Source organism: Streptomyces sp. NPDC052910, from assembly GCF_055585605.1.
Genome location: NZ_JBVJJR010000004.1, coordinates 560281 through 586285, shown reverse-complemented (window position 1 = coordinate 586285; position 26005 = coordinate 560281). Strand labels below are relative to the sequence as shown.

Sequence of the window (26005 nt, the reverse complement as noted above, 5' to 3'; positions counted from 1 at the left end):
CGTCGCTCTCGCTCGGGGCCGGCTAGCGCGACTCGGGTCCGGCGAGGTGCCGGGCGATCACCATCCGCTGGATCTGGTTCGTGCCCTCCACGATCTGGAGGACCTTCGCCTCGCGCATGTACCGCTCCGCGGGGAAGTCCGCGGTGTAGCCGTAGCCGCCCATGAGCTGTACGGCGTCGGTGGTGACGCGCATCGCCGCGTCGGTGCAGAAGAGCTTGGCCATGGCCGCCTGCCGGGAGAACGGCAGGCCCTGGTCGCGCAGTCGGGCGGCGGCGAGGTAGAGGGCCCGGCCGGCCTCGATCTGCGTGGCCATGTCGGCCAGCAGGAAGCGCAGCCCCTGGAAGTCCACGAGCGGGCGGCCGAACTGCCGCCGCCCGGCGACAAAGGTCAGCGCCTCGTCCAGGGCCGCCTGGGCGACGCCGACGGCGCAGGCCGCGATGCCCAGCCGGCCGGAGTCGAGGGCCGACAGGGCGACGGTGAAGCCCTGGCCCTCCTCACCGATGCGCCGCGCGTCCGCGATCCGTACGCCGTCGAGATGGAGTTGCGCGGTCGGCGACCCCTTCATGCCCATCTTGCGCTCGGGCGGGGCGGCCGTCAGCCCCGGGGCGTCGCCCGGCACGAGGAACGCGGTGATGCCGTGCGCGCCCTCGCCGCCCGTCCGGGCCAGGACGGTGTAGAAATCGGCGATCCCGCCGTGCGTGATCCACGCCTTGGTACCGGTGAGCACCCAGTCGTCGCCGTCCCGGACGGCACGGGTGCGCAGGGACGCGGCGTCGGAGCCGGACTGCGGCTCGGAGAGGCAGTAGGCGCCGAGCAGCCCGCCGCCGAGCATCGCGGGCAGGTGCTCCGCGCGCTGCTCCTTGGAGCCGTAGCCGGCGAGCGCGTGGCAGGCGAGGGAGTGGACGCTCACCCCGAGCCCCACCGTCAGCCGCGCGGCGGCCAGTTCCTCCAGGACCTGGAGGTAGACCTCGTACGGCTGGCCGCCGCCCCCGAACTCCTCCGGGTAGGCCAGACCGAGCAGTCCGGACGAGGACAGGAGCCGGAAGAGGTCCCTGGGGAAGTGCCCGGCCTCCTCTTCGGCCGCCGCCCGCGGGGTGATCTCCCGCTGCATCAGGTCGCGCACGAGCGCGAGCAGGTCCTTGGCTTCCTCGGTGGGCCACTGGCGCTCCACCGGCTGCGGGCCGTGGTCGGTCATGCGACGGCTCTCCTCCCTGTCGGGCGCTGCTGCGGCGGGGGCCTGGGTGTCGGCCGTACCGCCGGTAATGCCCAGTCGACAGTCCCGTGCCGGGTCGCGGAATGGGGGTGACCTGCGGCTGTGGCGCTTGGAGTATGCCTGATCGGGGGGACTCCGTCACGGGTTGACAGAACCAATCGGGCTGTGCGGCCGTGGCATTAACGGCGTTGCACCCCATATACCCCGGAGCGCCGGAAACTTCACCCGGGGTGGGCCGAATGGCCCGCCCGGGGCGCCGCCTCCCGCCCCTGGTGACGGCCTCGCGTCACAGTCGGGTTCGCTCCGGCGCCGGACACCCCGGCTCGTGTTCCTCGATCACCCGCAGAGCGTCCCCCAACGCCCGTACCAGCAGCCCGCACACCACCTCGCGGGGCAGCTCGCGGCGCGTGAGCCAGTCGAGTGTCACGCCTTCGACCGCCGACAGCCAGCCGACGAGGACCGTACGCGCCACGGGCGGGAGGTCGGCGCGCCCCCAGGCGGCCCGGGCCATCGCGGTCAGGAGTTCCTCGCGGACGCGGTCGCGGATCGCGAGGACGTCGGCGTCGAAGCCGACACCGCCGGTGGCGATGGTCCGGTAGGCGGCCTGGTGGTGCTGGGCGTAGCGCAGGTAGCCGTCGACGGTGTGGTGGACGCGCTCGACGGGCGGCAGGGCATGGGTGGACCGGGCGCGCCGGACCAGTTCGGCGACCGCGTCCTCGATGACGGCGAGGTAGTAGCCGCGCTTGCTGCTGAAGTAGTAGTAGATCAGGCCCTTGGCGACGCCCGCGTGCCGGGCGATGTCGTCCATGGACAGGGCGTCGTAGGACGTGTCGGCGAACAGTTTCCGTCCCACGGCGATGAGTTCGGCACGTCGCGCCTGTGCCCGCTCGCTTCCGCGCTGTTGACTATCGTTCAAAACCGGCCCTAGTCTCCAACTCCACGGGAACATCCGCAGTATGGCACCACCTGCACACCACGCACTTCCCTGAGTCGCGGGAGGAAGCAGTGAGCGGATCAGACCGAAACCTGCCGGAGGGCCGTACCGCCTGGAGACGGACCGCCCTGATCGCCCTGCCGGCGGTGATCGCGGTGGGCGTGATGGCCACGGGAATGGCGCAGGGAGTACTCGCGGCCTCGTTCGCCGTCTCCGGCACGCACTTCCAGGTGTCGTCCGGCAAGCTGACCAGCGACGGGCTCGCGTCGTACGTGGGCACCGACCGGTCCGTCGACGGCAAGGGGCATCCGGTGGCCCTGCTCGGCATCGGGAACGCCCGGCTGAGCGACATCTGCCAGGCCGCGTCCGTGCCGACGCCGCTCGGCAAGGTCACTTTCAAGCTCACGGCCGGCGGGCGGGCCGGCGAGGTGACGGCCAGTGACCTGGTCATCGACGGTGAGGACCTCGTCGGGGACGCGGAGTTCGGGACGGCGCAGATCGGCCGGGACGCGTCGACGCTCGACCGGGTGCCGGGTGTCAAGGGGGACGCCGGGGCGTTCGGGCTCCAGGCGGGCAAGGTCACGGTGGCGGGGGTCCGGTCGCACGCCTGGTCGGCCACCGGCGGGAACTTCCGGCTGAAGGGCCTCAAGCTCCAGGTGAACCTGGACGGCGACCAGTGCTTCTGAGGCACCCGGCGCTGCCACGGATCCCGAGGGTGCCGGACGGTCCGGTCCGGCGCCGCTTCCGGGCCTGGCGGCGGACCCGGCCCTTCTGGGCCGGCACCCTGCTCGTCCTCGGCGGGACCGAGCTGCTGGTGATCCCGTTGTCGCCGGTGACCGTGCTCGTCAGCCTCGGACTGGGCGGGCTGGCCGCGCTGGGCATCGGGCTGGCGCTGATCGCGGCGGGGCTGTTCCTGTGGTTCGTGCCGTCGGCACGGCACTACGTCAGCGTCAACGCCCTGATCCTGTCGGTGCTGTCGTTCGCCGCCACCAACCTGGGCGGGTTCCTGGTGGGCATGGCGCTCGGCATCGCGGGCAGCGCGATGGGTTTCGGCTGGACGCCACGGGGTGACCGCACGCTCGCCGTCGCGCTGCCGGCCGTACTGCTGACGGCGGTCCTGGCCGGGCCGGCGACGAGTCGGGCGGAGGCGGCGGATCGGGCAGGCGTGGCGGATCGGGCAGGCGTGGCGGATCGGGCAGGCGTGGCGGATCGGGCGGAGGCGGCGGACACGCCCCTCGGGCCGGGGCGGCCGGTCGGGGCGGCCACCCCTCCCGCGGCCGCCACTCCCCCGGCCGTCACCGCCTCCCGTTTCGCACCGCACGGCTTCACCCTCGCCGGGGTGGAGCGGCTCCCGACGGCCGAGGGCCGTCTGAAGGTGATCGTCCTGCGGATGCGGGCCGCGTCCCTGACCGACTACCGCCTGCGGACGCGCGACGGGCGGGGCGCCGACGGTCAACTCGCCTTGGGAGCACGTTCCTTGGAGTTACGCGGCGAGGTCACGCTCCACCTCACCCGGTTCCACGGCTGCCTGGAGGGCCTCGTCTGCCTCACCTTCTCCCCCGACACCCTCCCCGCTCCCCCGGTGATCCCGCCCTTCGTCTTCATGACGGACGTCACGGCGGAACAGGCCCTCGTCACGGCGGACACGATCACGGCGGACGGGCTGGAGCTGCGGGCGCTGCCGGGGGTCTGAGGCGGTCGGCGGAGGTTCTCGGGCGGCGCCCGCGCGGGCGCCGCCGCCGTGCGGGCGCCGCCGTGCGGTACCTCCGCCGGTGCCTTCCGTAAGTGATCATGCGTGGTGCACACTGCGAGCGCGGCCGAGGCCTTCGGCGGCGGCCGGACCGCCGCCGTCGCCGCACCCCTTCCGACGACTACCGAGGAACCCCGCATGCGCACCCTTATCAGCACCGCCTTCGTCTCCCTCGACGGCGTCGTGGAAGCCCCGGGCGGCGAGCCCGGTTACCGGAACGCGGGGTGGACCTTCAAGGACGTGGAGTTCCTTCCCGAGGCGTTCGACATCAAGGGCCGGGAGCAGCAGGAGGCCACCGCGATGCTGCTGGGCCGGACGAGCTACGAGGCGTTCGGCGCGGTGTGGCCGGACATGGCGGACTTCGCCGGTTACAAGCCGATGCCGAAGTACGTCGTCTCCACCACCCTCACCGAGGACGCCCTGGTGCCGGGCTGGGGCGAGACCACGATCCTGCGCTCCCTCGACGAGGTCGCCGCCCTCAAGGAGACCGAGGGCGGCCCGATCATCGTCCACGGCAGCGCCACCCTGAACCACGGTCTATCGGACGCCGGGCTGATCGACCGTTACCACCTGCTCGTCTTCCCGCTCCTGCTGGGCGCGGGCAAACGCCTCTTCAGCGCCACGGACAAGGACACGCAGAAGCTGCGGCTGGTCGAGCACGAGGCGTACGCCAACGGCCTGCAGAAGAACGTCTTCGACGTCGTCCACTGACCCGGCCCGCCCGCGCCTACGCTGGCCGGAACGCAGCCGTTCGTCAGGAGCACCAGGAGCAGGGAGCCGCGCATGACCACCACCGTTCCGCTTGACCTCGCCTTCTTCCGCCGCTTTCTCGACCGCGCCGTCGAGGTGGTCGTCGCCTCCGCCGACCGGCTGACCGATCTGGACGCCGCCATCGGGGACGCGGACCACGGCGCCAACCTCAGGCGGGGCTTCACCTCCGCCGCCGAAGCGGAGGCGGTGGCGGCGGCGGAGACCCCCGGGGCGCTGCTCACGGCCGTGGGCGCGCACCTGACGAATACGGTGGGCGGGGCGTCGGGTCCGCTGTTCGGCACGGTGTTCCGGCGGATGGGGAAGGTGCTGGGCGAGGACGCCGTGGTGGCTCCGGAGGCGTTGGGGCAGGGGCTGGCCGCCGCCGTGCGGAGTGTGCGCCGGCTGGGCGACTCGGCGCCCGGGGACGCCACGATGGTGGACGCCCTCCAGCCCGCCGCCGACGCCCTCGCCGCGGCCCTCGCCGAAGGCCGTGACGTGACGGCCGCCCTGCGGGCCGCCGCCCGGGCCGCCGTCGACGGCGCGGAGGCGACCGTTCCGCTCCGCGCGCGGCGGGGCCGGGCCAGCTACCTGGGCGAGCGGAGCGTCGGCCACCAGGATCCCGGAGCCGCCTCCTCCGCGCTGTTGGTCACGGCGCTGTACGAGGCCACCGACCCGGAGCTCGCCCCGCGGCGGCGGGAGGAACTGGCCGGGCGGCCGGCCGGCGCTGATACCGGTGCCGATACCGATGCCGGCGCCGATACCGATGCCGATGCCAGCGCCCCTGCCGGAGCGGTGTCCCCGGACGTGGACTCGGAAGGTTCCCGGAACGCCTCGCCCGGCACGGCTTCCGGCCGGGTCGGCGTCGTCCTCGTCTCCCACAGCCGGGAGCTGGCCGCCGCCACGGCCGGACTGGCCACGGCCCTGGTGGGGACCGGCGACCCGGCGCCCGTCGCGGTCGCCGGCGGGCTGCCCGACGGGGGCGTCGGGACGAGCGCCGAGCTGGTCCGGGCGGCGGTCGCGGAGGCCGGCGAAGGGGCCGGTGTGGTGGTGCTCTGCGACATGGGCAGCGCGGTCCTCACGGTGAAGTCCCTGCTGGGCGGGGGTGAACTGGCGGATGCCCGACTGGTGGACGCCCCGTTCGTGGAGGGCGCCGTCGCCGCCGCGGTGACGGCCTCGGCGGGCGGCGACCTCGCCGCCGTGCTGGCGGCGGCCGAGGACGCCCGTACCTACCGCAAGCTCTAGGAAGCGTCGGTTCTCACCGGCTGAAGAGTTCGAACGCGACCGCCGGCCGGCCGCCGAAGCGCTCCGCGACCGCCGCCATGTTGCCCTCCAGGAAGGTCCGGCAGTAGCGCTCCGGCTCCTCGTCCGTCAGCGCCTCGATGTACGTGCGGTGGCAGAGCAGCGACGCCACCGCGCGGTCGAGCCCGGCGCTCGCGTCCACCGCGTGGGTGGGCCGCGGCGAGCCGGCGACGGCCACGTAGCGCACCCCGTTCCACGGGGTCAGGCCCTCGTCGACGAGCTCGGGGAAGATCCAGCGGTTCCCCGCGTCGGCGACGGCGTCGAGGGTGGCGCGGCCGACGGCCCGGTGGTCGGGGGTGTTCCAGGCGACACCGCCCCAGGTGTCGTGGTGGTTGAGGGTGAGGACGAGCTCGGGGCGGTGACGGCGGACGGCGGCGGCGATGTCGCGGCGCAGCGGGATGCCGTACTCGATGACGCCGTCCGTGTGGTCGAGGAACTCGACGGTGTCCACGCCCACGGCGGCGGCGCTCTCCCGTTGTTCGCGTTCGCGCAGCGGCCCGGCCTCGGCGGGGCCGAGGGTGTCGATGCCCGCCTCGCCGCGCGTCGCGAGGAGGTAGGCGCAGGTGCGTCCCTCGTCGAGCCAGGTGGCGATGGCGGCGGAGGCCCCGTACTCGAGGTCGTCGGGGTGGGCGACGACCGCGAGGGCGCGTCGCCAGTCGGTGGGCATGGGCTGGAGCCGGTCGGGGGTGATGGTGGCGCGGTCGGGCATCGGTGGTCCTCACGGGTCGGGGTCGGGCGGCCGGTGACGCGTCCGTACCGGGGCCGGTGACACGTCCGTGCCGGAGGCCGGTGGTACGTCGGCAGCGGGCGGCCGGCGGCAGGTCGGTGTCGGACGGCCCGGGCCGGGTCGGCATCGGGCGGCCGATGATCATCCGCACCCTATGCCGCACATCTCCGTCCCCGCCGGGAACCCCACCGGCACGCGGGCCGACTACTGGTCAGGGCCCGCACCAGCGGTCCCCGCCCGAACGACCTCCTGGAGTGTTTCTCATGCGCCCTCGTGCGTGGTGCGGTGTGCTGGCCGCGGTGGCCCTGACGGCGACGGCCTGTGGCGGTGGCGGCGGCGGTAACGGCGAGGAGGCCGGGAAGGAGGGGGCGGCGGGCGGCTCGGGAGGCAAGGGCTTCCCCGTGACCGTCACCGACTGCGCGGGGTCGAAGACCACGTTCGGGTCGGCGCCGAAGAAGATCGTGACGAGCAACGCCGCGGCCCTGGAGCTGCTGCTGTGGCTGGGCGCGGGCGACCGGATCGCCGGTACGGGCTTCCCGCCCGGGAAGGGTGCCGTGCCGCCGCGGTTCGCGGACCAGGCGGCGAAGGTACCGGTGCTCGGCAGGACCGTGATCCCCAAGGAGAAGCTGCTGGCCTCGGGGGCGGACGTCTACATCGACTCCTTCTCCTCCATGAAGAACATGGGCGGCGCGGCCGACGCGCCGAAGCCGGAGGAGTTCAAGGCGGCCGGCATCAAGCACATCTTCCTCAAGTCCACGGCCTGCGCGTCCATGAACAAGGAGCCGCGCACCGACCTGTCGGGCATCGAGGCGGACATCGAGGAGCTGGGCCGGGTCACCGGCACCTCGGCGCGCGCCGCCGAACTGGTGGCGGACATGCGGAAGAAGACGGACGGCGTCCGGGACGCGCTGAAGGACGTGCCCGAGGACAAGCGGCCCTCGTACTTCCTCTTCGACTACGACGCCGGCACCAAGCAGCCCATGGCGGTGTGCAACCGGCAGGTCGCCAACGCCGTCATCACCCAGGGCGGGGGCCGCAACGTCTTCGCCGACTGCGACGGCGACTTCAAGCCCGTCGGCTGGGAGGACGTGGTGGCGAAGAATCCGGACTTCATCCAACTGGCCGTGCGCAACCGGGGCGGTGACGAGGCGAACCGCAAGGCGTTCGACGAGGCGGAGGGCTTCCTCAAGTCCTTCTCCGCGACGAAGGACCTCAAGGCCGTCAAGGAGGGCCGTTTCCTGCGCATCGGCTCCGAGCGGACGACGATCGCCGGCGTGCGCAGCGCGGACACCGTGCGGGAGATCGCGCACGTACTCCACCCGGACCGGGTCAAGTAGATGGCGACGCTCGCGGTGGCCGCGGAGGACCGGGAGACCGAGCGCGAGCCGCGCACGTTCCTGGTGGCCGGGGTCCTGACGGTCGTGCTGGTCGCGGCACTGGTGGCCTCGGTGTGTCTGGGGTCGACCCGGGTGCCGGTGGGTGACGTCTGGTCGGCGGTGGTGCGCGGGGTGACGGGCGACGACCTGGCGCCCGGCACCCACGACCTGATCGTGTGGCGGCTGCGGGTGCCGCGGGCGCTCCTGGCCGCGTTGGTCGGGGCGGGCCTGGGACTGGTCGGCACGGCCACCCAGGCGCTGGTCCGCAACCCGCTCGCCGACCCGTACCTGCTGGGCATCTCCAGCGGCGCGTCGCTGGGGGCGGTCGCCGCGATCGTCCTGGGCGCCGGGGCCGGCGGCGCGTTCGGCCTGGGCCTGTCGGCCGCCGCGTTCGCGGGGGCCCTGGCGTCCTTCGCCCTCGTGTGGGCGATGGCCCGGCGCGGCGGCGGCTTCTCGCCGTTGCGGCTGGTGCTGGCAGGGGTGGGCATCGGACAGTTCCTGTCCGGGTTCACCCACTACCTGGTGCTCCAGGCCGGGGACGACCAGCAGACGCACGGGGTGCTGTTCTGGCTGATGGGATCGCTGGGCGGCGCCCAGTGGTCGACGCTGACGGCGCCGCTGGTGGCCGTCGGGCTGGGGCTGGCCGCGCTGCTGGCCCGGGCCAGGGCGCTGGACGCGTTGCTGATGGGCGACGAGACGGCGGCCGGCCTGGGCGTCGACGTGGGCCGGCTGCGCCGCGAGTTGTTCGTGGTGACGAGTGTGCTGACCGGTGTACTGGTGTCGGTGTCGGGGGCGATCGGCTTCGTGGGCCTGATGGTGCCGCACGTGTGCCGGATGGTCGTCGGCGGCGCCCACCGCAGGCTGCTGCCGATCGCCGCCCTGTTCGGGGCCGTGCTGCTGGTGGTGGTCGACCTGGTGGCCCGGACGGCCCTGCCGGACCAGGAGCTGCCGGTGGGCGTCGTCACCGCCCTGGTCGGCGCCCCGACCCTGCTCTACCTGCTGGACCGCCGCCTGGAGAGGGGATGACCCGCGCATGCGCATCGCCATAGAGGAGCTGGAGGTCGTCCTCTCCGGGCGGACCATCGTCTCCGGCGTCCACCTGCTCGCCGAGGACGGCGAGATCGCGGGCCTGGTCGGCCCCAACGGCAGCGGCAAGTCCACCGTCCTGCGCACGGTCTACCGCTACCTCAAGCCGCACGCCGGGCGGGTGCTGGTCGGCGGTACGGACATCCGCTCCCTGTCCGCCCCCGAGGCCGCGCGACGCGTGGCGGCCCTCCCGCAGGAGCGCGGCAGCGACTTCGAACTGTCCGTCCGCGCGGTCGTGGCCATGGGCCGCACCCCCTACAAACGCGCCTTCGCGGGCGAGGACAGGACGGACGCGGAGGCGGTCGCCGCCGCGCTGGAACGGGTCGGGCTGGCCGGGGCCGGCGGCCGCTCCTTCTCCGCCCTCTCCGGCGGGGAGCGGCAGCGCGTGCTGCTGGCGCGGGCGCTCGCCCAGGATCCGCAGGTGCTCGTCCTGGACGAGCCGACGAATCATCTGGACGTCCGTCATCAGGTCGAACTGCTCGCCCTGCTGCGGGCTCAGCGGCGGACGACGCTGCTTTCCCTTCACGATCTGAATGCGGCGGCTTCGCTGTGCGACCGGTTGCACGTGCTGCACGAGGGGGCTGTGGTGGCTTCGGGGGCGCCGCGGGAGGTGTTGACGCCGGAGCTTTTGGCGGAGGTTTTCGGGGTGCGGGCCGCGGTGGTCGAGCATCCGTTGACGGGGGATCCGTTGATCGCTTTCGATCACCGGGAGGTGGCGGGGAGCGGCGGTGACGTACCGGTGATCGCCGCTTCCGCCGGGTGAGTTGCCCCTGACCCGCCCCTTCCCGTTTCTTGCGTGGGCTGCGCCCCCGCACCCCCGAAACCGCGCTCCGCGCGGTTGGGGTCCGGGGGCTTGTCCCCAGGAAACGGTGAATGGGGGTGCCCCCTCTGGGGGAGGGTCCGGGGCTCACCCCACGAAGTGGCTCGGCCTGCCGTCCCGCACCACCAGCCGCCCCACCCGCTCGGCTTCCTCCCGCCGCACAAGCCGAGCAACGCTTCCCTGGAGCAGAAGCACCGTATGCCACGGCGTGGCCCACGCATCGGACGTCTCCAGCAGCCGGATCCCGAACTTCTCCGCCCCCACCGCCTGCGGATGAATGGACAGCCGCACCTGCCGCGGAAAGTGCTCCGCGATCAGCTCGCCCCAGGCCCGGCTCCGGGCGATCACTTCGTACGCCCGAGCGCGGCAGTCCCGTTGCAGAGCCGACCGGCTGCCGTCGAAGTCCGCCGTGTCCTCGAAGAGGAAGCGGGTGATGCCCCGGTAGAGCCGGGCGGTCTCCTCGTCGGCGCGGACCAGAGCGCGCAGGTCGTCCATGGGCGGCGCGTACGCCTCGGTCACCAGGCGCCGCTTGGTGTCGTGGGAGGCGTCCCCGTGCACCGCCCGCAGGTCGAAGGTGTCCAGGTGCCGCAGCCCTTCGGCGTCGATCATGGCGCGCAGGGCGTCGCCGTACGCGTCGATGTGCTCGTCCGGGACGCGGATGACGTCGCCGAAGATGTGCCCGTCCGAGCAGATGACGATCCGGGCCCCGGGCTCGTAGACCTCGCCGACGCGCGCGCAGAGCCGGTCGAGGAAGGTCAGCGAGAGCCGTTCCCCCTCGTCGGGGAGGGGGCCCAGCACCTTGGCGGGGTTGGGCGACTTGCAGGGGAAACCGGGGAGGGTGAGGACGACGGGGTCGCCGGTGTCCGTGAACCGGCGGATCTGCCGGAGTGTCCCGGGGTGGTCGGCGGGGTCCTGTGACCCCGGTCCGGTCGTCCGGTGGTACGGCAGGAGGAGGCGCAGCACCTCGGTGGCGGTGTCGGTGATCACCGGCGCGATGTCGGTCGTCACGGTGCCGTCACCCCCCGCCCGTACGGGCAGCGCGGTGCGTCGTACGCCACCGGGAGCGTGGCCGTGCCGCGGCCGAGGACGGCGGGGATCCAGCGCAGCTCCTCGTCGGGGACGGCGAGCCGCAGGCCGGGCAGGCGGGCAAGCAAGGTGCCGAGGGCCACCTGGAGTTCGATCCGGGCGAGGGCCGCGCCGGGGCAGAAGTGGATTCCGTGTCCGAAGGCGAGGTGTGAGCCCTGGGCGCGGTCGAGGTCGAGGACGTCGGGGTCCGGGAAGCGTTCCGGATCGCGGCCGGCCGCGCAGAGGGAGACGATCACGGAGTCGCCGGCCGGGACGCGTACGCCGTGCAACTCGGCGTCCTCGGCGAGGAAGCGCCAGGTGGTGAGCTCGAACGCGCCGTCCAGGCGCAGCAGTTCCTCGACCGCGGCGGGCATCAGGTCCGGTTCGGCGCGCAGCCGTTCCAGGGCCTCGGGGTGGCGGAAGAGGCTGACGAGGGCGGTGGTGATCTGATTGGTCACCGGCTCCTGGCCGGCCACCAGGAGCTGGAAGATCATGGAGTCCAGCTCCTCGGGCGTCAGTTCGCCGGCGTCGCGGGCGGCGACCAGCCGGCTCAGCAGCCCGTCGTCGGGGGTGTCCCGCCGGTCGGCGACCACCTCGGCGATGTAGTCCTCCAGGCCGCGCAGCAGCGCCTCGTAGGCGGGGCGGCCGGGGTCGGCGGGGCCCACGGGGGCCACGACGCCGCCCCACTCGCGCCGGAAGCGGGCGGCGAGGTGCGGTGGCAGGCCGATGACCTCGGCCAGGACCAGGAAGGGGAAGCGGGCGGCGAACGTCCCGACCAGGTCGACCGCGTCGTCGTGCGGGCCGGTGGGCGTCGGGAGGCCGTCCACGAGCGCGTCCGCCAGTTCCTGGAAACGCGGGCGCAGCGCCTCGACGCGACGGGGGGCGAAGGCGTCCGTGATCAGCCGTCGCATGACGGTGTGCTTCGGGGGGTCCTGGTGGAGGAGGTGCACCTGGAGGCGGGAGTGCTGGGGCTCCGGCATGATCGAGGCGCGGGCGCGCCAGCTCTCGTTGCCCAGGGCGTGGTTCTTGCCCAGCCGGGGGTCGGCGAGGGTGCGCTGGGCGGCGGCGTATCCGGTGATTAGCCAGGCCGTCACACCGCTGGGGAAGACGACACGGTGGATCGGGCCGGCTTCGCGCATCCGCGCGTAGAGGGGGTAGGGGTCGCGCTTGTAGGCGGGGCCGGAGAGGGGTATGGGGGCGGGGGTGGGCACGTGCTTGGGCTCCTCGCGAATCTTGAACGCTGAGGAAGTCGGGTGTGAGGGGTGGTGAGTTCCCGTACGTTCGTACGGGTTTCCGTTCCCGCGGGACAGTGCCCCGGACCCGCCCCTTCCCGTCTCTCCCAGGGGCTGCCGTCCCCGCACCCCCCGAAGCGCCCTGCGGGCTCCCCCAGAGGAGGTGCCCCCGGTCCTCGACCGCCGGACGGGCTGTCTATCTCCAGGTAGTCGGCCGACCGGCCGGGGAAGTTCCCCGAAGCGGAAGGGACAATCCTCACGTGCCGCGTCGGCGCCTTCCGCTGCGGTGAGCGGCCTCCGGCATGTCACGATGCGGCGATGACCGCACGTCATTCCCTCAGTCCGTACAGTCTCCTGTCCGGCTTCGTCCTGCTGCTCGCGGCCCTGTTCGGGGTCGCCTACGCCGTCGGTTCGGCAGCCGGTCCCGTCTCCCCCGGCATGCACCGCACCGGCGGCGGGAGCGCGTCCGATCCAGGGTCCGGCCAGAACGGCGAGGGCGGCGGAGGCAACGGGGGCGGCGGCATGGACGGCATGCCCGGGATGGGGCACTGATGAGCGCGCCGACCGCCACCGCGTCCACCGCCGCCGAGACCGAGATCATCGTCGGCGGCATGACCTGCGCCGCGTGCGTCAACCGCGTCGAGAAGAAGCTCGGCAAGCTGGACGGCGTGACCGCCAGCGTCAACCTCGCGACGGGCCGGGCCCGCGTCAGCCACCCGGACGCCGTCACCGCCGAGGAGCTCATGGCGGTGGTGGAGGGCCTCGGCTTCACCGCCGCGCTGCCCCGGCCGAAGACGGAGGAAGCCCCGGAGGAGGAGCCCGGCGCCGGGTCGTCGCCCCTCGTCCGGCTGCTGGTCACCGCCGTGCTGTCCGTGCCGGTGCTGGTCCTGTCGATGGCCCCGGGTCTGCAGTTCCGCAACTGGCAGTGGCTGTGCTTCGCGCTCGCCACGCCCGTCGCCGCGTGGGGCGCCTGGCCGTTCCACTCCAAGGCGCTGCGCGGGCTGCGGGGGGCCGCGGCGACCATGGACACCCTGGTCTCCCTCGGTGTCCTCGCCTCCTACGCCTGGTCCGTCTACGCCTTGTTCTTCGGCGGTGCCGGGGATCCGGACATGCGGATGCCCTTCACGCTGTGGCCCGAGACCATGCCGGGCACGGCGGACGTCTACCTCGAAGCGGTCGTCGCCGTCCCGCTGTTCGTGCTGACCGGGCGGCTGCTGGAGTCCCGGGCCCGGGCCGGCACCGGCTCGGCGCTGCGGGCCCTCGCCTCCCTTGCCGCCAAGGACGTCGCCGTGCGGACGGCGGACGGCGCGGAACGCCGCATCCCTGTCGCCGAACTGCGCGTCGGCGACCGCTTCCTCGTCCGTCCCGGCGAGCGCGTCGCGACCGACGGGACGGTCGTGTCGGGTGCTTCGGCCCTGGACCTGTCCCTGGTGACGGGCGAGAGCGCGCCCGTGGACGTCACGCCCGGCACGGCCGTGATCGGCGGCGCCGTCAACTCCGGCGGGCTGCTGGAGGTACGGGCCGAGGCCGTCGGCGCGGACACCCAACTGGCCCGCATCACCCGGCTGGTGGAGGACGCGCAGGCGGGCAAGGCCCGGGTGCAGCGCCTCGCCGACGCCATCGCGGGCGTCTTCGTGCCGGCCGTGCTGGCGGTCGCGGTCACGGTCCTCGGGTTCTGGCTGGGCGCCGGCGCGTCCCCGCAGGCGGCGATCACCGCGGCCGTCGCCGTGCTCGTCGTCGCCTGCCCGTGCGCCCTGGGCCTGGCCACCCCGACCGCCCTGCTCGCGGCGACCGGCCGGGGTGCCGGCCTCGGCATCCTGGTCAGCGGCCCACAGGCGCTGGAGGGACTGCGGCGGGTGGACACGGTCGTGCTCGACAAGACCGGCACCCTGACCACCGGTTCGATGACGGTGACCGAGGTGACGGCCCGCGAGGGCGGTTGCGGTCCCGAGGCCGCGCTGCGGTACGCGGCGGCGACCGAGGCGGGATCCGAACACCCGGTGGGCCGGGCCGTGCACGCCCACGGGCTGGCGGAGGCGAACGGTCCGCTGCCTGCCGCCGAGGAGTTCACCGCCACGGCCGGTGTGGGCGTCCGGGCCGTGGTGGACGGCAAGCGCGTCGAGGTCGTACGGGCGGAAGCCGACGGGCTGCCCGACGCGCTCGCCGAGGCCGTGCGGCGCGCCGGGCGGGACGGCCGGACGGCCGTGGCCGTCCGGGTCGAGGGCGCCGTCGAGGCGGTGATCGCCCTCGGCGACACGGTCCGCGCCGGCAGCTACCGGGCCGTCGACCACCTCAAGCGGCTCGGCCTGCGGCCGGTGCTGGCCACCGGCGACGGCGAGGCCGCCGCCCGGTCCGTCGCCGCCGAACTGGGCATCGCCGAGGTGCACGCCAAGGTCACGCCGGAGGGCAAGGCGGAGCTCGTCCGCGCGCTGCGCGAGAAGGGCCACCGGGTCGCCGTCATCGGCGACGGCGTCAACGACACCGCCGCCCTGGCCGGCGCCGACCTCGGCATCGCCATGGGCAGCGGCACCGACGCGGCCATCGGCGCGGCCGACGTGACGCTGGTCCGCGAGGACATGGGCGCCCTGGCCGACGCCGTACGGCTCGCCCGCCGCACCTCCCTGACCGTGCGCGCCAACCTCGCCTGGGCCTTCGGCTACAACCTGGTGACCGTGCCGCTCGCCGCCGTGGGGCTGCTCAGCCCGATGGTCGCGGCGGCGGCGATGTCGGTCAGCTCCCTCCTCGTCGTCGGCAACAGCCTGCGGCTGCGCGGCTGGCAGCCGGCGTCCGCCCGTACGACCGCTTCCGCCCGCAAGGGCACTCCCCGTCCCCGGAAGGCCGTCGCATGAACAACCCCGTGGCCCAGGCCGCCAAGGCCGCGCTCGTCCCCGTCGCCGCCTGCGTGGTGACCCTCGGCGGCCTCGGCGCCTGGACGGCGTCCGGCGCGGCCGGCCGGCCCGCCGAGGTCGTCGCGGAGGACGCCCGCGTGCTCCTGCCCTTCGGCAGCGACGACACGGCCGCGTTCGTACGGCTCACCAACAAGGGCGACGAGGACGACGAACTCCTCTCCGTCACGGCCCCGTCGGCGGGCGGCGCCATGCTCGCCCGGACCGTCGTCAAGGACGGGGCGGGGAGCATGCGGATGCTCCGCTCGGTGACCGTGCCCGCCCGCGACGTCGTCGCGATGTCCCCGCACGGCACCGACATCATGGTCAGCCGCCCGCCCAGGCTCTCCGTCGGCGACCGGCTGCCCCTCGTCCTGCGGTTCCGCGAGAGCGGCACCGTGCGGGTGGACGCGGAGGTCGTCCGGGCGGGGAGCGGGGCCGTGCCCCGGAGGTGACCCGGCGGTCACCGGGCAGCCGCCCCGGCGGAATGTACGAACCGTGCGACAGGACCGCCGCCACCGGCTTGGGCCGCGTGGCGCGCGGGAACAACGCCTCCAAGGCGCCGCGCTCCGACGAGAGCGGGCAAGGGCGCCGAGGGGGATGTGATGGACATGCGGTTCGCGAGCGGTGCGCTGTGGTTCCTCCCCCTCTTCCTCCTCGCGGCCTTCCTGATGCTGCTGGCCCGGGGGTCGGGAAGGGGAGGAACGACTTCCGGTCTGAGCAGTCGGTCCGGGCCGTCCGGCCGGTCTGATCCGTCCGGTTGGTCCGGGCCGTCCGGTTGGCCCGGTCCGTCCGGGCCGTCCGGTGGCCGACGGGCCGGGGGGACCGACGCCTACGGGAGTGACGGAGGCGGTGCCGGGGCCGGCGCGGGTCCCTCCTGCGCTCCGGGGTGGGGCGTGGGAGGGGCGTGGGATGCGGGCGGTCATGGGGATGAAGGTGGCCACGGGTATGGAGGCGGCGGGCACGGTGGGCACGCTGACGTCGGTGGTGGCGGTTGGTTCGGCGGAGGCGGAGGAGACTGCGGCGGCGGTCTGACCGGGGGTGGCCTCGGCGGGGGTAGGGACTCCGGCGAGGGCGGCGGTTACTCGGGAGACGGGTCGGGCGGCTCGTCGTTCTAGCCGTTCCGGAAGGGGGCGGCCTGTCAGTCCGCCCCTTCCACCTCTGCCGCCTCTTCGGCCTCTCCGTCCCTCCCGCCTTTCCGCCTCTGCCCCCTCTGCCTTTCTGCCTGCCGCCCCAGGCTGAGCCGGGCTGAGCCGGGCTGAGCCGGGCGCCTCTACTCGCCCTGCATGAGCTGGATCAGGTTGCCGCAGGTGTCGTCCAGGACCGCGACCGTGACGGAGTCCATCTCCACCGGTTCCTGGGTGAAGCGCACCCCGAGCGCGCGCAGCCGCTCGAACTCCGCCCGCACGTCGTCCACGGCGAAGGAGGCGGCCGGGATGCCGTCCTGGAACAACGCCGTCTTGTAGGGCCCCACCGCCGGATGGCCGGAGGGCTCGAGCAGCAGTTCCGGCCCGTCGGGGTCCTCCGGCGAGACGACGGTCAGCCACCGGTCGGGGCCCGCCGGAACGTCGTGTTTCGTCACGAAGCCCAGCACGTCCCGGTAGAAACGCATGGCCTTCTCCTGGTCGTCGACGAAGACGCTGGTGAGGTGGATCTTCACGGGTGCTCCCCGGCGCGTCGGAATCCGGCCGCCGGCCCGACGCGCCCGGCGGGTTCGGTGCTCATCGGAATCGTGCCTCCGGCAGGGGGCCGTGGCACCGCGTTCCGGCAGGTCCACGGCTTCCGGCACGGCGGCTTCCAGGCTAGCGGGCACGGTTCCCGCCGCCCGCCCGTGGCAGCCGATCAGGCGAGCGGCCCGGGCAGGCGGCGCCCCGCGTCGCCGGACGCCCACGGCGGTGGCGGGCCGACGTCACGGCGGTGGCCGGTCGGAGCCGCGGCGGCGTCGCACCGCACTCACAGCGGCGGCGCACCGGCCCCGCCGCCCCGGAACACCTCCGAGACGGCGGGGCCGCCGGGCCGGGGCCATGGGCCGCCGGGCCGGGCGGAGCCCGCGAGGGCGGGTCAGCAGCCGGCCCCCGCCCCGGCCAGGACCGGCACCCTCGCGTTCCCCTCCCGTTCCGCCGTCTCCAACTGGTCGATCAGCGCCTCGCGCGCCCGCGCCACCCGTGAGCGGACCGTTCCGATCGGGCAGCCGGCGACCAGAGCCGCCTCGGCGTACGGCAGGCCGAGGAGCTGCGTCAGTACGAAGGCCTCGCGGCGCTCGTACGGCAGCCGGTCGAGGAGCTGCGACAGCGCGACGCCCTCGTCGAAGCCGGGCAGGACCGCGGACTGGGTGCGCTCCGCCGCCGACTGCCAGTCGTCCGTGTCCGACAGCCGCGGCCGGGCCGCGAGGAAGCGGAGCCGGTCCACGACCGTGCGCCGGGCGATGGAGAGCAGCCAGGTGCGGGCGGAGGACCGCCCTTCGAAGCGCGGCAGCGAGCGCAGGGCGCGCAGGTACGTCTCCTGTACCAGGTCGTCGGCGCCCTGCGGGTCGTTGCTCAGCCGGGCCACGTACCGGCGGACGTCGGTCTGCGTGGCACGGATGAACCGTTCCACCGCGTCGGCGTCGCCGCCCCTGGCGGCCAGCGCCCAGGCGGTCACCGTCTCGTCGTCACGCACGGCGGCCTCCCGCGCGGGGGGCGGTGGACCGGCGCTCCGCGGCGCCGGGGACGATGGCCGGGTGCATTGCAGCGACGTACGTACCGCCCTGTCCGCGCGCATCGACGGCGAGGCACCCCCGCCGGGCGTCAGCGGCGTGGTGCTGGAGGCGCATGTGCGCGGTTGTGCGGACTGTCACCGGTGGGACGAGCGGGCCCGTCGGCTGAAAATGCTGGCCGCACGGCTGGGGGTCGGCTGAAAGGTGCCGGCCATGCGGCTCCCGGTCGACTGAACGGTGCCGGCGGCACGGCTCGGTGGTGGCTGGGCGGGTCCCGTTCGGCGCGGTGGCCGAAGGGGGGACGTGCCGGGGCGGCGCGTCCTGGTTGCGGGCAGGGGTCATTGCCCGGGGTCCTTCCTGGAATCCGGGCGTCCGGCCGCGCGGCGGCGGACGGCCCGGGAACGTTTCACGGCCTGTCCGGCGGCCGTCGGCGGAAGCACCCCGAGGAGTCCGCGCGGGGGGACCGGGCGGACTCGGGTGACCGGGGGTTCAGCGGCCGACGGCGAGTACGGCCGGGGGTCCCCGGGTGATCAGCGCGTACGCGTACAGCAGGCGGCGCAGCCGCTGCGCCGGACGGCCCAGGCCGGCGCGGACGCGCGGGGGCCGCGGGCCGGGGACCGGGCCCCCGAAGAGGAGGAGCAGGGGGGCGACGAGGCGGGCGCCCACGGCCCGTCCGAGCCGGAAGGCGGCCTGTTCGCCGCCGGACAGCCAGAGGCCGCAGATCAGGGCGACGAGCAGGTGCGCGGACCACATGCCGAGGGGGCCGTGGAGCCCATGGATGCCCATCATGTCCATGTGCATGCCGTGCATGCCGGGCATGCCCTGCATGGCGGCCGTGCCGTCCACACCGTCCATGCCGGCGCCCGTGGACAGGCCACCGGACGACGGCGTGCCGCTCGTCCCCGGGCCGCCCGTGAACATGCCGCCCATCGCCGGGCCGCCCGCCTCGCCGGCGCTTCCGCCGGAGGCCCCCGACGGGACGGCCCCGCAGGTCAGCCGGGACAGGAAGCCGGGCGACGGCAGCGCGCCGGAGCCGTGGCCCACGGCGCTCCCCGGGTGGGCCCCCGCCTCGGAGACCTGCTGGGCCAGGGTGAAGAAGAAGTGCAGCGCCGTCTGCGCGCCGACGGTGGCGAGGGTGATCAGCAGCGGCCCGCGTTCGCGTCCGGCGAGGAACCAGGCGCAGCCGCCCGTACCGGACAGCGCGGCGGCGATCGCCCACCACGGGACGTCGGTCCCGGACATGAGCGCGTGGCCGAGCGCGGCGAGCAGCACGCAGACCGCCGCGAACGTCGCGGCCCGCAGTGCGCGCGGTGCCTGCCCCGCCTGCTGTGCTGCACTCATGACGTGCACATCGTTGCACCCGCGCCGCGCGACGCGACGGCGGGGTGCGCATGTTCGCGCGTCCGGTTCCCTCGTCCGCCGCCCCGGGCCGCTCCCCCGTCGCGCGTGTCCCCCTGTCCCCGTCCGGGCGCGGCTCCGCCCCGTACCGTCCGCCCGGCGGTACGGGGCGGCGGGCCGCCGGCTCGGGGGGACGACCGGCAGTCCTGTCCCGTCGCGCCTAGTGGGACTCGCACGGTCAGTGTCGTACGGCGGGCGGACGGCTCGGAACGTGTGCGGGGGTCGGTTTGGGGTGCGCGGATCACACCCCGTGTGGAAGCCAGGGTTCCGGTTGATGGGCGGGGTGGGTGTGCCGCGGGCTCACCGGGCGGAACCCCGCCTAGGGGCCGCCCACTGCACACCGCCTGCCTACCGGCCGGCCCGTCACGGCTGCGCGGGCCGCTCCGCCTCCGCACCCGCGTCCGCCGCACCGGCCTTCGCGGCCTTGCCGTCCTTCTCCGTCGCGGTGCCGCGCTTCTCCGTCCGCGTGCGACCCGCCGGGCGCCCCGCCGCGCCCCCACCGGCGGCGGACCGCTTGTGGCGGCGCCGGCTCGGCAGCCACGCCACGCTGTCGTCGTCGCCGACGAACCGTCCGAGCGCCCCCTTGATCACCGAGAGGGCGGCGGGCAGGGCCGCGATGGCGGCGGCCTTCAGTGCGGAGACGTCGGTCAGGTCGAACCCGTCGGCGATGAGCAGGCCGAGGAAGGTGGTCAGGTAGGCGGCGATGGTGCGTTCGGCTATGTCGGCGAGCACCTTCTTGTTCATGGGTCCGTCCGTTCCGTTCGGGTCCGCGCGCAGACGTGGGGGGAGAGAGAAGGAGAAGGGGCGAGGCGGAGCCGGAAGCACCACCCCGCCCACCGCTCTGATGATGTGTACACCACACCAACGGGGCCTACCGCAAGCGGCGGGTGGGTAGCGATCCGGCGACGCCGCCCGTGACGGCATGGGCGGCCCACGCCAAGGAGGTCGGCCGCATGGCCCGTTACGCGTCCCCCGGCTCGCCCGACGCCCTCGTCTCGTACCGCCCGCGCTACGACCACTGGATCGGCGGCGAGTACCGTCCGCCCGCCCGGGGCGACTACTTCGAGAACCCGACGCCGGTGAACGGCGAGCCCTTCACCGAGATCGCGCGGGGCACCGCCGAGGACGTCGAGCGCGCCCTGGACGCCGCCCACGCGGCGGCCCCCGCCTGGGGCCGGACCGCCCCGGCCGAACGCGCGGCGGTGCTGCTGCGGATCGCCGACCGCATGGAGGAACACCTGGAGGCGCTGGCCGTCGCCGAGTCCTGGGAGAACGGCAAACCCGTCCGCGAGACGCTGGCCGCCGACATACCGCTGGCCGTGGACCACTTCCGTTACTTCGCGGGCGCGTTACGCGCCCAGGAGGGCACGCTGTCCGAGCTGGACGAGGACACCGTCGCGTACCACTTCCACGAGCCGCTCGGCGTCGTCGCCCAGATCATCCCGTGGAACTTCCCCCTCCTGATGGCCGCCTGGAAGCTGGCCCCTGCCCTCGCCGCCGGCAACGCGGTCGTCCTCAAGCCGGCCGAACAGACGCCGGCGTCGATCCACGTCTGGCTGGACCTGATCGCCGACCTCCTGCCGCCGGGCGTACTCAACATCGTCAACGGCTTCGGGGTGGAGGCCGGCAAGCCGCTGGCGTGCAGCCCGCGCGTCGCCAAGATCGCGTTCACCGGCGAGACCACGACCGGCCGCCTGATCATGCAGTACGCCTCCGAGAACCTGCGCCCGGTCACTCTCGAACTGGGCGGCAAAAGCCCCAACATCTTCTTCGACGACGTCTCCGCCGCCGACGACGACTTCCGCGACAAGGCCCTCGAGGGCTTCACCATGTTCGCCCTCAACCAGGGCGAGGTCTGCACCTGCCCGTCCCGCGCCCTCATCCAGCGCGGCCACTACGCGGACTTCCTCGCCGCCGGCATCGCCCGCACCGAGGCGATCGTCCCCGGCCACCCACTGGACACCGCCACCATGATCGGCGCCCAGGCCTCCAACGACCAACTGGAAAAGATCCTCTCCTACTTCGACATCGGCAGACAGGAAGGCGCCCGCGTCCTCACCGGCGGCCGGCGCGCCGAGCCCGGCGGCGAACTCAAGGGCGGCTACTACGTCGAGCCCACCATCTTCGAGGGCACCAACCGCATGCGCATCTTCCAGGAGGAGATCTTCGGCCCCGTCGTCGCCGTCACCCCCTTCACCGACTTCGACGACGCCATGACCCTCGCCAACGACACCCTCTACGGCCTCGGCGCCGGCGTCTGGACCCGCGACGGCACCACCGCCTACCGCGCCGGCCGCGCCCTCCGGGCAGGCCGCGTCTGGACCAACTGCTACCACCAGTACCCGGCCGCGGCCGCCTTCGGCGGCTACAAACAATCGGGCATCGGCCGCGAGGGCCACCGCATGGCGCTGGACCACTACCAACAGACCAAAAACCTTCTCGTCTCGTACTCGCCGAAGAAGCTCGGCTTCTTCTAGGGGCACAAGAAAAGGCGCCTGACCTGGACTTTTGTCCGCCAGGCGCCTTCCGTTAACCCCGCTCGGGGCAAGGCCCGGTTTGCGTTGCAACTCCCAGTTCCTCCCACTGCTATCCCGTTCCTGACCAGCGCTTCCGGACCAGTCACGGACCAAAACCCCGTTCACCTCGCAGGCGACGAGCCCTGGCTGACACGGTCCCACTCCTCCAGGGACTGCTCGATGAGGCGGTTGGCCTGCTCCCGGACGCCGTCCAGGAACTTGGCGTAGTGACGGAAGAGGACCTCGATGTTCTGACCCGCGCGGCGAGCGCATTCGGCCGGATCCACACCGGAGTGCAGCCAAAACGAGATCCCGGCATGCCGGAGATCGTAGGGGCGCTTGGCCAATTTGGAGGCAAGCTCCGTCCGCGTCAGTACGTGCTTCCGCGCTCGCGACCACGTCGTGCCGTACGCAGCCGCGTCCACGTAATTGCCCGCCTGGTTTCGGAACAACCGACCGTCCGGCGCTACGCCGAACCGTTCGATGTGAGCTCGGAGCATGCGCACGAATTGCGGCGGGATGGGTACGGGCCTGGTTGCGGTCTCCGCGCGGCGCTTCAGCGAGTGCACCTCGTGCACGGAACCGTCGTCCGTCCACTCCTTGCCCGCGATGACGACGCCGCGCGACAGGTTGAGCATCCCCCACCCAGCCTCAGGCAGATGGCACTGGTCGACGCGAAGGTGGATGACCTCCGCCGGTCGCATCGCCGCGTAGTACATGCATCCGAAGAACGCCTCTAGGTGGGGGCCTCGCCCACGCTGCTGCGCAACGGCCGCCAGCAGGCGTGCCACTTGGAGCGGGTTGGGAACGGCAGACGGGTCCACTTCGTCGCTGACCGCCGGAGCGTTCCACCTGAGACCGTTGAGAGGGTTCTCTGCGAAGTAACCCTTCTCTACCGCGGTGTTGAGTACTTCACTCAACGCAGCCCTCTTGCGCCGCGCCGTCTTGGCCGCAGCCGCTTTGCCGTCCAACTTGCGGCACAGAGCATCGAGCGCGCGCCGCACTACATCGGCTTCCGCAAGAGCGCTGACAGGCAGGGAGTTTCGCTGCATCCAGTCGAGGGCCTTACGCCACTCCTCGGGCGGCTCTTGGGCCCACGCGTTCTTGTTGAATGCCCACGAGTACAAGGCACGACGCAGCACCCGCGGCTCCGGATAGCCTGCGCCGGGGCGCACCAAGGCAGGCGTGATCGTGGCGAATGCGTCAGCCAGCGTGCGGCGGGTGTTTCCCGGCGTGCGGTCCCACCGCTGGTCAAGGTATTCGTGGACTAGGTCATACCACGTCGTCCGTTGTTTGATGGCTCGCAGCTCGGACGCCGGTAGACCCGTATGCTCGTCGAAAGGCTCACCGTCACGCGCCGCCGTCATAAGCTTTGATCGTCTGCTGTCGGCGAGCCCGAAGGTTATGAATGATTCGGATTTTTCACGCCCATTAACCGTCCACCGGACCATGTACGGCTTGCGTCGATCAAGGCGCTCGCGTATGTCCCAGAAGCGGACGTTGTAACTCATCGCCAAGCGTCAGAATCTTTCTCGCACATATCCCACCAGGCGTCCAGGTCACTTCTGCGGCATCGCAGTTCACCGTTCGGCAGCTTGACCATGCGTGGCGCCAACCCACGGGCGCGTAGCCGGTAGAACGCGGACGGACTCATGCGGATTTCCGCAAGCACTTCTGCAAGTTTCAGGGCAGGCGGACGCGCCATTGACTTTCATCTTTCGGTTGGAGCTGTCGCAGGACATGGGAGGCAGCCGAATGCCGGTCAGGCAGATCTCTTGCGACCTTCGGCCCATGGCTTGCATGCCGCGGAGGCGAAGGCACGGAAGACGCCCGCCAGGCTTCGCCGGAAGAGGGAACCACCACCATCGACTATCAGCGCAGACCGCCGCCCTTTGACCTCCTTAGCGGCTGTGGCGGCTCGGCCTGCTGTCCGCGCGACTCCACCGCCAAGCACAGCCACACGCGAACAACATCAATGGTCCGGAGGAGTCCCGATTTCCCCAACCGGGGATCGTCGGCTATGTAACGCTCGCGGACAGAGACCGGGTGGTCAGGCACGCGACTTGCTTCTCTCCTCTGGACAGCGGAACTCCTCCTGGCGTGGACTTGGCGCGGCAACATACCGGTGCCACCGTGTCTGGTTTTCCGGTGGCGTTGTACGTTGACATGAGCCAGGTCGATGTTCCAGTCCTGCGGGAGCCCTTTCTCCTCTGCCGTGAGCGAACCCGCCTCCCGAGGATGTTCCGCGAAGACTTTTCGGCAGTGATCGAGGGACACGACATTACGCGTCCTATATAAATCACTCGGTGAAATAGCTTTGCCGGAGCACCGGAGTTCGTGCCACGGCTGACGCCCGGCATCGCGGGCCCTGTCCGCCACCGCGACCCGCACCTCGCCGACGCGAGCCACGAGTCACCCGAATCTCCGTGCCCCTCTCTGAGCGGTCCTCGCGCGCCGAAGGCAGGCTCGTCAGCCGACGGGCAGTCGAGCGAGACGCCTGGCGTGGGAGGTGCCGGAGGACTCCCAGCGCGGCACCACGGCCAGCGCGCGGCGGATCACCTACAAGCTGGGCCCGGTCAGACCCGCAGCCCGGTGCGGCACCGACCCCGGCCGGGCGGAACCCGCCACCCCGGCCGGTGCCGGCCCTCCGGTGACAGGGCCTGGCGATGTCTCCACTGCGGCGCGAACGGCAGGTTGTCCGTTGCCGCTACGGGGCAGGGTTAATGGTCGAAGACCGGTCCGAGCGACTGTGTCTCGTTCGGACCGGTCATTTCTCACTGCTACCAGCAGGTATTTGCTGATCATTTGGGGGGTTCCCTTCCCCGGCGGTGCAGCCGAGGAAGGAGAGCCACTCATTGGGGCGGATTCGCAGAACGGGGCCATCGGGGAGCGTGGAGTCCCGAACAGCGATGCTACCGGCGACCGTGGCAGCTTCGACGCATGCTCCGTTGCCTGGCGCGGTAGCCCTCACGACAGACGGGACGTGGCCAGGATGCAGGCCCCGGTGGCGGCGACGACCTCGACGGGGTCTCCGGTGTCGAAGGAGACGTGGTGGCCGGGCATCTGCGCAGTCCCGGTGACGGACAGCCTCCAGCCCTCGCCGTCGCTTTCGGGTCGGCCAGCGGGGAACCAGCCGAGGTAGAAGCGGCCGTCCTTGCTGCCGACACTCCAGCAGCGGTTCGTGCCCTGAGCTGCGTTACTGGTAGTGGCACTGGCTGGCGGCGGCTTGGCGGTGTCTTCTCCAGGCTGACCACTTCAGTGCGTCGGTTACGCAGTCGTGGTCGGCTCGGGGGCGGAGCAGGAGAGTGTTCAGGAGTCGCCGGATCTCCGCCACGGCGAGTGGGATGAGGACTATCTTGCCGCTCTCGCCCTGCCGCGTGCCGTGGTCAAGTGGGTGCCCAAGCTTGTTGTCATCCACGGGGCGACCGCTGCTGTCACCCGCGAAGGTGGCTACCGCTGCGAGTTCGCGCTGCACCAGCGTGCCCTGGTCAGTCTGGTCCATCGGCGCCGTCACGACGCCTTCGCGCAGATCGCCGCTGGCCACAGCGTCTCCACGGCCACCGCACCGCGCAGCCGTCGTCGTCCTGCTCGCCGACCGGGCACCCAGGACCCTGCTTGCGCTGCATGAAGCTGGCCTCGACCACGTGATGCTCGACGGCACCCTGGCGGAATGCGACCGAGCGGGTGGCAACCGGTCCGACTACTTCCGCAAGCGCCGCCGACATGGAGTGAACGTCCAGGTCGTGATTGGGCCGGCCGGACGTCTGCGGTGCATTTAACCCACACTGCTTGAACGCGTGCATGACCTGATCACCGCCCCTGCCCCCCCGGGGGGGGCGGTTCGTGGGTGACGACACCCCTGCGGCGCCCTCCCTCCACCGACCTGTCGCCGACCCGGCGCACGGTGAACCACACTCCGCATCCCGAGCGCCAGTGGAACTGGGCGTGACCGCCTGAAATCCTGGCGCGTCTTCCAACCGTCCCGGTGCGGCCCGAATCGCATGTCGTCCACCGCCGCGTCCGTCCTCGCTCTGTAACGGCAACGCCAAAGGATTCCACTGCACGCTCGGGCAAGGCGAGGGACGAAGCGAATGGGCCTGGTCTGACTGGATGTCCTGTCAGACCAGGCACCGGCAGATCAGAGGGTGCGCACGGGCGGTCGGCAGCCGCAGTCCATGAGACGAGTGTGGCACGAGCCGTATGTAACGGCCCACGGGTAGCCGTTGCCGTAGCCGTATGAGCCGTAGAGGTCCCAACCG

General features: G+C 72.8%; 24 protein-coding genes and 3 pseudogenes. 14 read left to right on the top strand and 13 right to left on the bottom strand.

The features are described 5' to 3' along the window. Positions 1-22 precede the first annotated feature (22 nt). Complete coding sequence (locus tag ACZ6X9_RS18975; protein ID WP_469779120.1) at positions 23-1195, bottom strand: acyl-CoA dehydrogenase family protein; 1173 nt, start codon at positions 1193-1195, stop codon at positions 23-25. 304 nt (positions 1196-1499) lie between these two features. Further along, a complete protein-coding gene (locus tag ACZ6X9_RS18970; protein ID WP_469779119.1) occupies positions 1500-2129 on the bottom strand; it encodes a TetR/AcrR family transcriptional regulator in 630 nt (209 codons plus the stop codon). A gap of 89 nt (positions 2130-2218) precedes the next feature. Here ACZ6X9_RS18970 and ACZ6X9_RS18965 point away from each other — a divergent pair, with 89 nt between their 5' ends. The 5 genes and pseudogenes from ACZ6X9_RS18965 (at position 2219) to ACZ6X9_RS18945 (ending at position 5889) form a co-directional block, all read left to right on the top strand. Continuing rightward, positions 2219-2833 carry a DUF6230 family protein gene (locus ACZ6X9_RS18965; RefSeq protein WP_469779118.1) on the top strand — a complete coding sequence of 205 codons (615 nt, stop codon included), beginning with the start codon at positions 2219-2221 and terminating at the stop codon, positions 2831-2833. A 29-nt stretch (positions 2834-2862) separates the two neighbouring features. Beyond that, entirely contained in the window at positions 2863-3840 is a 978-nt protein-coding gene (locus ACZ6X9_RS18960; RefSeq protein ID WP_469779117.1) for a DUF6114 domain-containing protein, read from the top strand. Between the two features lie 195 nt (positions 3841-4035). Continuing rightward, entirely contained in the window at positions 4036-4608 is a 573-nt protein-coding gene (locus ACZ6X9_RS18955) for a dihydrofolate reductase family protein (RefSeq protein WP_469779116.1), read from the top strand. A 72-nt stretch (positions 4609-4680) separates the two neighbouring features. Beyond that, positions 4681-5310 (top strand): annotated as a pseudogene (gene dhaL / locus ACZ6X9_RS18950) (dihydroxyacetone kinase subunit DhaL); the annotation flags it as partial. A 129-nt stretch (positions 5311-5439) separates the two neighbouring features. Next, a complete protein-coding gene (locus ACZ6X9_RS18945) occupies positions 5440-5889 on the top strand; it encodes a PTS sugar transporter subunit IIA domain-containing protein (protein ID WP_469779198.1) in 450 nt (149 codons plus the stop codon). A 13-nt stretch (positions 5890-5902) separates the two neighbouring features. On the opposite strand, the gene ACZ6X9_RS18940 is transcribed toward ACZ6X9_RS18945, so the two are convergent. Continuing rightward, positions 5903-6655 (bottom strand): PIG-L deacetylase family protein, encoded by a 753-nt coding sequence (locus tag ACZ6X9_RS18940; protein WP_469779115.1) that lies wholly within the window; start codon positions 6653-6655, stop codon positions 5903-5905. Positions 6656-6936: 281 nt separating this feature from the next. Here ACZ6X9_RS18940 and ACZ6X9_RS18935 point away from each other — a divergent pair, with 281 nt between their 5' ends. From ACZ6X9_RS18935 to ACZ6X9_RS18925, 3 genes are read left to right on the top strand one after another with little or no spacing between them, the layout of a single operon-like run. After that, positions 6937-8010: an ABC transporter substrate-binding protein gene (locus tag ACZ6X9_RS18935; RefSeq protein ID WP_469779114.1), complete on the top strand. Its 1074-nt coding sequence runs from the start codon at positions 6937-6939 to the stop codon at positions 8008-8010. Continuing rightward, complete coding sequence (locus tag ACZ6X9_RS18930; protein WP_469779113.1) at positions 8011-9075, top strand: FecCD family ABC transporter permease; 1065 nt, start codon at positions 8011-8013, stop codon at positions 9073-9075. A gap of 7 nt (positions 9076-9082) precedes the next feature. After that, a complete protein-coding gene (locus ACZ6X9_RS18925; RefSeq protein ID WP_469779112.1) occupies positions 9083-9898 on the top strand; it encodes an ABC transporter ATP-binding protein in 816 nt (271 codons plus the stop codon). Positions 9899-10042: 144 nt separating this feature from the next. Here the strand turns inward: ACZ6X9_RS18925 and ACZ6X9_RS18920 are convergent, their stop codons facing one another. Together ACZ6X9_RS18920 and ACZ6X9_RS18915 are read right to left on the bottom strand one after the other, a co-directional pair. Continuing rightward, the gene (locus tag ACZ6X9_RS18920) at positions 10043-10963 is read right to left on the bottom strand and encodes an L-tyrosine/L-tryptophan isonitrile synthase family protein (RefSeq protein WP_469779111.1); all 921 of its coding nucleotides are present in this window, start codon (positions 10961-10963) and stop codon (positions 10043-10045) included. Beyond that, on the bottom strand, positions 10960-12231 hold the full coding sequence (locus ACZ6X9_RS18915) for a cytochrome P450 family protein (protein WP_469779110.1): 1272 nt from the start codon (positions 12229-12231) through the stop codon (positions 10960-10962). Before ACZ6X9_RS18915 ends, ACZ6X9_RS18920 begins: the two co-directional genes overlap by 4 nt. Positions 12232-12570: 339 nt before the next feature. Here ACZ6X9_RS18915 and ACZ6X9_RS18910 point away from each other — a divergent pair, with 339 nt between their 5' ends. Genes ACZ6X9_RS18910 through ACZ6X9_RS18900 form a run of 3 tightly spaced genes read left to right on the top strand, consistent with a single transcriptional unit; the run spans position 12571 to position 15592 of the window. Next, positions 12571-12804 (top strand): hypothetical protein, encoded by a 234-nt coding sequence (locus ACZ6X9_RS18910; RefSeq protein WP_469779109.1) that lies wholly within the window; start codon positions 12571-12573, stop codon positions 12802-12804. Continuing rightward, a complete protein-coding gene (locus ACZ6X9_RS18905; protein WP_469779108.1) occupies positions 12804-15101 on the top strand; it encodes a heavy metal translocating P-type ATPase in 2298 nt (765 codons plus the stop codon). Before ACZ6X9_RS18910 ends, ACZ6X9_RS18905 begins: the two co-directional genes overlap by 1 nt. Beyond that, the gene (locus tag ACZ6X9_RS18900) at positions 15098-15592 is read left to right on the top strand and encodes a copper chaperone PCu(A)C (protein WP_469779107.1); all 495 of its coding nucleotides are present in this window, start codon (positions 15098-15100) and stop codon (positions 15590-15592) included. Before ACZ6X9_RS18905 ends, ACZ6X9_RS18900 begins: the two co-directional genes overlap by 4 nt. A gap of 818 nt (positions 15593-16410) precedes the next feature. On the opposite strand, the gene ACZ6X9_RS18895 is transcribed toward ACZ6X9_RS18900, so the two are convergent. Together ACZ6X9_RS18895 and ACZ6X9_RS18890 are read right to left on the bottom strand one after the other, a co-directional pair. Next, the gene (locus ACZ6X9_RS18895; RefSeq protein WP_469779106.1) at positions 16411-16797 is read right to left on the bottom strand and encodes a VOC family protein; all 387 of its coding nucleotides are present in this window, start codon (positions 16795-16797) and stop codon (positions 16411-16413) included. A gap of 401 nt (positions 16798-17198) precedes the next feature. Next, on the bottom strand, positions 17199-17795 hold the full coding sequence (locus tag ACZ6X9_RS18890; RefSeq protein ID WP_469779105.1) for a sigma-70 family RNA polymerase sigma factor: 597 nt from the start codon (positions 17793-17795) through the stop codon (positions 17199-17201). Positions 17796-17856: 61 nt separating this feature from the next. Here ACZ6X9_RS18890 and ACZ6X9_RS18885 point away from each other — a divergent pair, with 61 nt between their 5' ends. Continuing rightward, the gene (locus ACZ6X9_RS18885; RefSeq protein ID WP_469779104.1) at positions 17857-18033 is read left to right on the top strand and encodes a zf-HC2 domain-containing protein; all 177 of its coding nucleotides are present in this window, start codon (positions 17857-17859) and stop codon (positions 18031-18033) included. 288 nt (positions 18034-18321) lie between these two features. Here ACZ6X9_RS18885 and ACZ6X9_RS18880 read toward each other — a convergent pair whose 3' ends face one another. Both ACZ6X9_RS18880 and ACZ6X9_RS18875 read right to left on the bottom strand, forming a co-directional pair. Beyond that, positions 18322-19173 carry a hypothetical protein gene (locus tag ACZ6X9_RS18880; protein ID WP_469779103.1) on the bottom strand — a complete coding sequence of 284 codons (852 nt, stop codon included), beginning with the start codon at positions 19171-19173 and terminating at the stop codon, positions 18322-18324. Positions 19174-19593: 420 nt separating this feature from the next. Continuing rightward, positions 19594-19974 carry a holin gene (locus tag ACZ6X9_RS18875; RefSeq protein WP_469779102.1) on the bottom strand — a complete coding sequence of 127 codons (381 nt, stop codon included), beginning with the start codon at positions 19972-19974 and terminating at the stop codon, positions 19594-19596. 209 nt (positions 19975-20183) lie between these two features. Between ACZ6X9_RS18875 and exaC the strand changes: the two genes are divergently transcribed. After that, the gene (exaC, locus tag ACZ6X9_RS18870) at positions 20184-21707 is read left to right on the top strand and encodes an acetaldehyde dehydrogenase ExaC (protein WP_469779101.1); all 1524 of its coding nucleotides are present in this window, start codon (positions 20184-20186) and stop codon (positions 21705-21707) included. 161 nt (positions 21708-21868) lie between these two features. Here the strand turns inward: exaC and ACZ6X9_RS18865 are convergent, their stop codons facing one another. The 4 genes and pseudogenes from ACZ6X9_RS18865 to ACZ6X9_RS18850 all read right to left on the bottom strand — a co-directional run. Then, a complete protein-coding gene (locus ACZ6X9_RS18865) occupies positions 21869-23257 on the bottom strand; it encodes a tyrosine-type recombinase/integrase (RefSeq protein WP_469779100.1) in 1389 nt (462 codons plus the stop codon). Further along, positions 23254-23451: a helix-turn-helix transcriptional regulator gene (locus tag ACZ6X9_RS18860; protein WP_469779099.1), complete on the bottom strand. Its 198-nt coding sequence runs from the start codon at positions 23449-23451 to the stop codon at positions 23254-23256. The genes ACZ6X9_RS18865 and ACZ6X9_RS18860 overlap by 4 nt, the downstream gene beginning before the upstream one ends. Positions 23452-24513: 1062 nt before the next feature. Further along, positions 24514-24717: a DUF397 domain-containing protein gene (locus ACZ6X9_RS18855; RefSeq protein WP_469779098.1), complete on the bottom strand. Its 204-nt coding sequence runs from the start codon at positions 24715-24717 to the stop codon at positions 24514-24516. Beyond that, positions 24714-24893, bottom strand: a pseudogene (locus ACZ6X9_RS18850) (SPDY domain-containing protein); the annotation flags it as partial. The gene ACZ6X9_RS18855 and the pseudogene ACZ6X9_RS18850, both read right to left, overlap by 4 nt. 223 nt (positions 24894-25116) lie before the next feature. Here ACZ6X9_RS18850 and ACZ6X9_RS18845 point away from each other — a divergent pair. After that, positions 25117-25783: pseudogene (locus tag ACZ6X9_RS18845) on the top strand (IS5/IS1182 family transposase). Positions 25784-26005 lie beyond the last annotated feature (222 nt).

Coding starts and splice junctions, on each gene's coding strand:
- ACZ6X9_RS18975 (WP_469779120.1), bottom strand. CDS start 1,195: ATGACCGACCACGGCCCGCAGCCGGTGGAGCGCCAGTGGCCCACCGAG.
- ACZ6X9_RS18955 (WP_469779116.1), top strand. CDS start 4,036: ATGCGCACCCTTATCAGCACCGCCTTCGTCTCCCTCGACGGCGTCGTG.
- ACZ6X9_RS18940 (WP_469779115.1), bottom strand. CDS start 6,655: ATGCCCGACCGCGCCACCATCACCCCCGACCGGCTCCAGCCCATGCCC.
- ACZ6X9_RS18935 (WP_469779114.1), top strand. CDS start 6,937: ATGCGCCCTCGTGCGTGGTGCGGTGTGCTGGCCGCGGTGGCCCTGACG.
- ACZ6X9_RS18930 (WP_469779113.1), top strand. CDS start 8,011: ATGGCGACGCTCGCGGTGGCCGCGGAGGACCGGGAGACCGAGCGCGAG.
- ACZ6X9_RS18925 (WP_469779112.1), top strand. CDS start 9,083: ATGCGCATCGCCATAGAGGAGCTGGAGGTCGTCCTCTCCGGGCGGACC.
- ACZ6X9_RS18910 (WP_469779109.1), top strand. CDS start 12,571: ATGACCGCACGTCATTCCCTCAGTCCGTACAGTCTCCTGTCCGGCTTC.
- ACZ6X9_RS18905 (WP_469779108.1), top strand. CDS start 12,804: ATGAGCGCGCCGACCGCCACCGCGTCCACCGCCGCCGAGACCGAGATC.
- ACZ6X9_RS18900 (WP_469779107.1), top strand. CDS start 15,098: ATGAACAACCCCGTGGCCCAGGCCGCCAAGGCCGCGCTCGTCCCCGTC.
- ACZ6X9_RS18880 (WP_469779103.1), bottom strand. CDS start 19,173: ATGAGTGCAGCACAGCAGGCGGGGCAGGCACCGCGCGCACTGCGGGCC.
- ACZ6X9_RS18875 (WP_469779102.1), bottom strand. CDS start 19,974: ATGAACAAGAAGGTGCTCGCCGACATAGCCGAACGCACCATCGCCGCC.
- exaC (WP_469779101.1), top strand. CDS start 20,184: ATGGCCCGTTACGCGTCCCCCGGCTCGCCCGACGCCCTCGTCTCGTAC.
- ACZ6X9_RS18865 (WP_469779100.1), bottom strand. CDS start 23,257: ATGAGTTACAACGTCCGCTTCTGGGACATACGCGAGCGCCTTGATCGA.
- ACZ6X9_RS18860 (WP_469779099.1), bottom strand. CDS start 23,451: ATGGCGCGTCCGCCTGCCCTGAAACTTGCAGAAGTGCTTGCGGAAATC.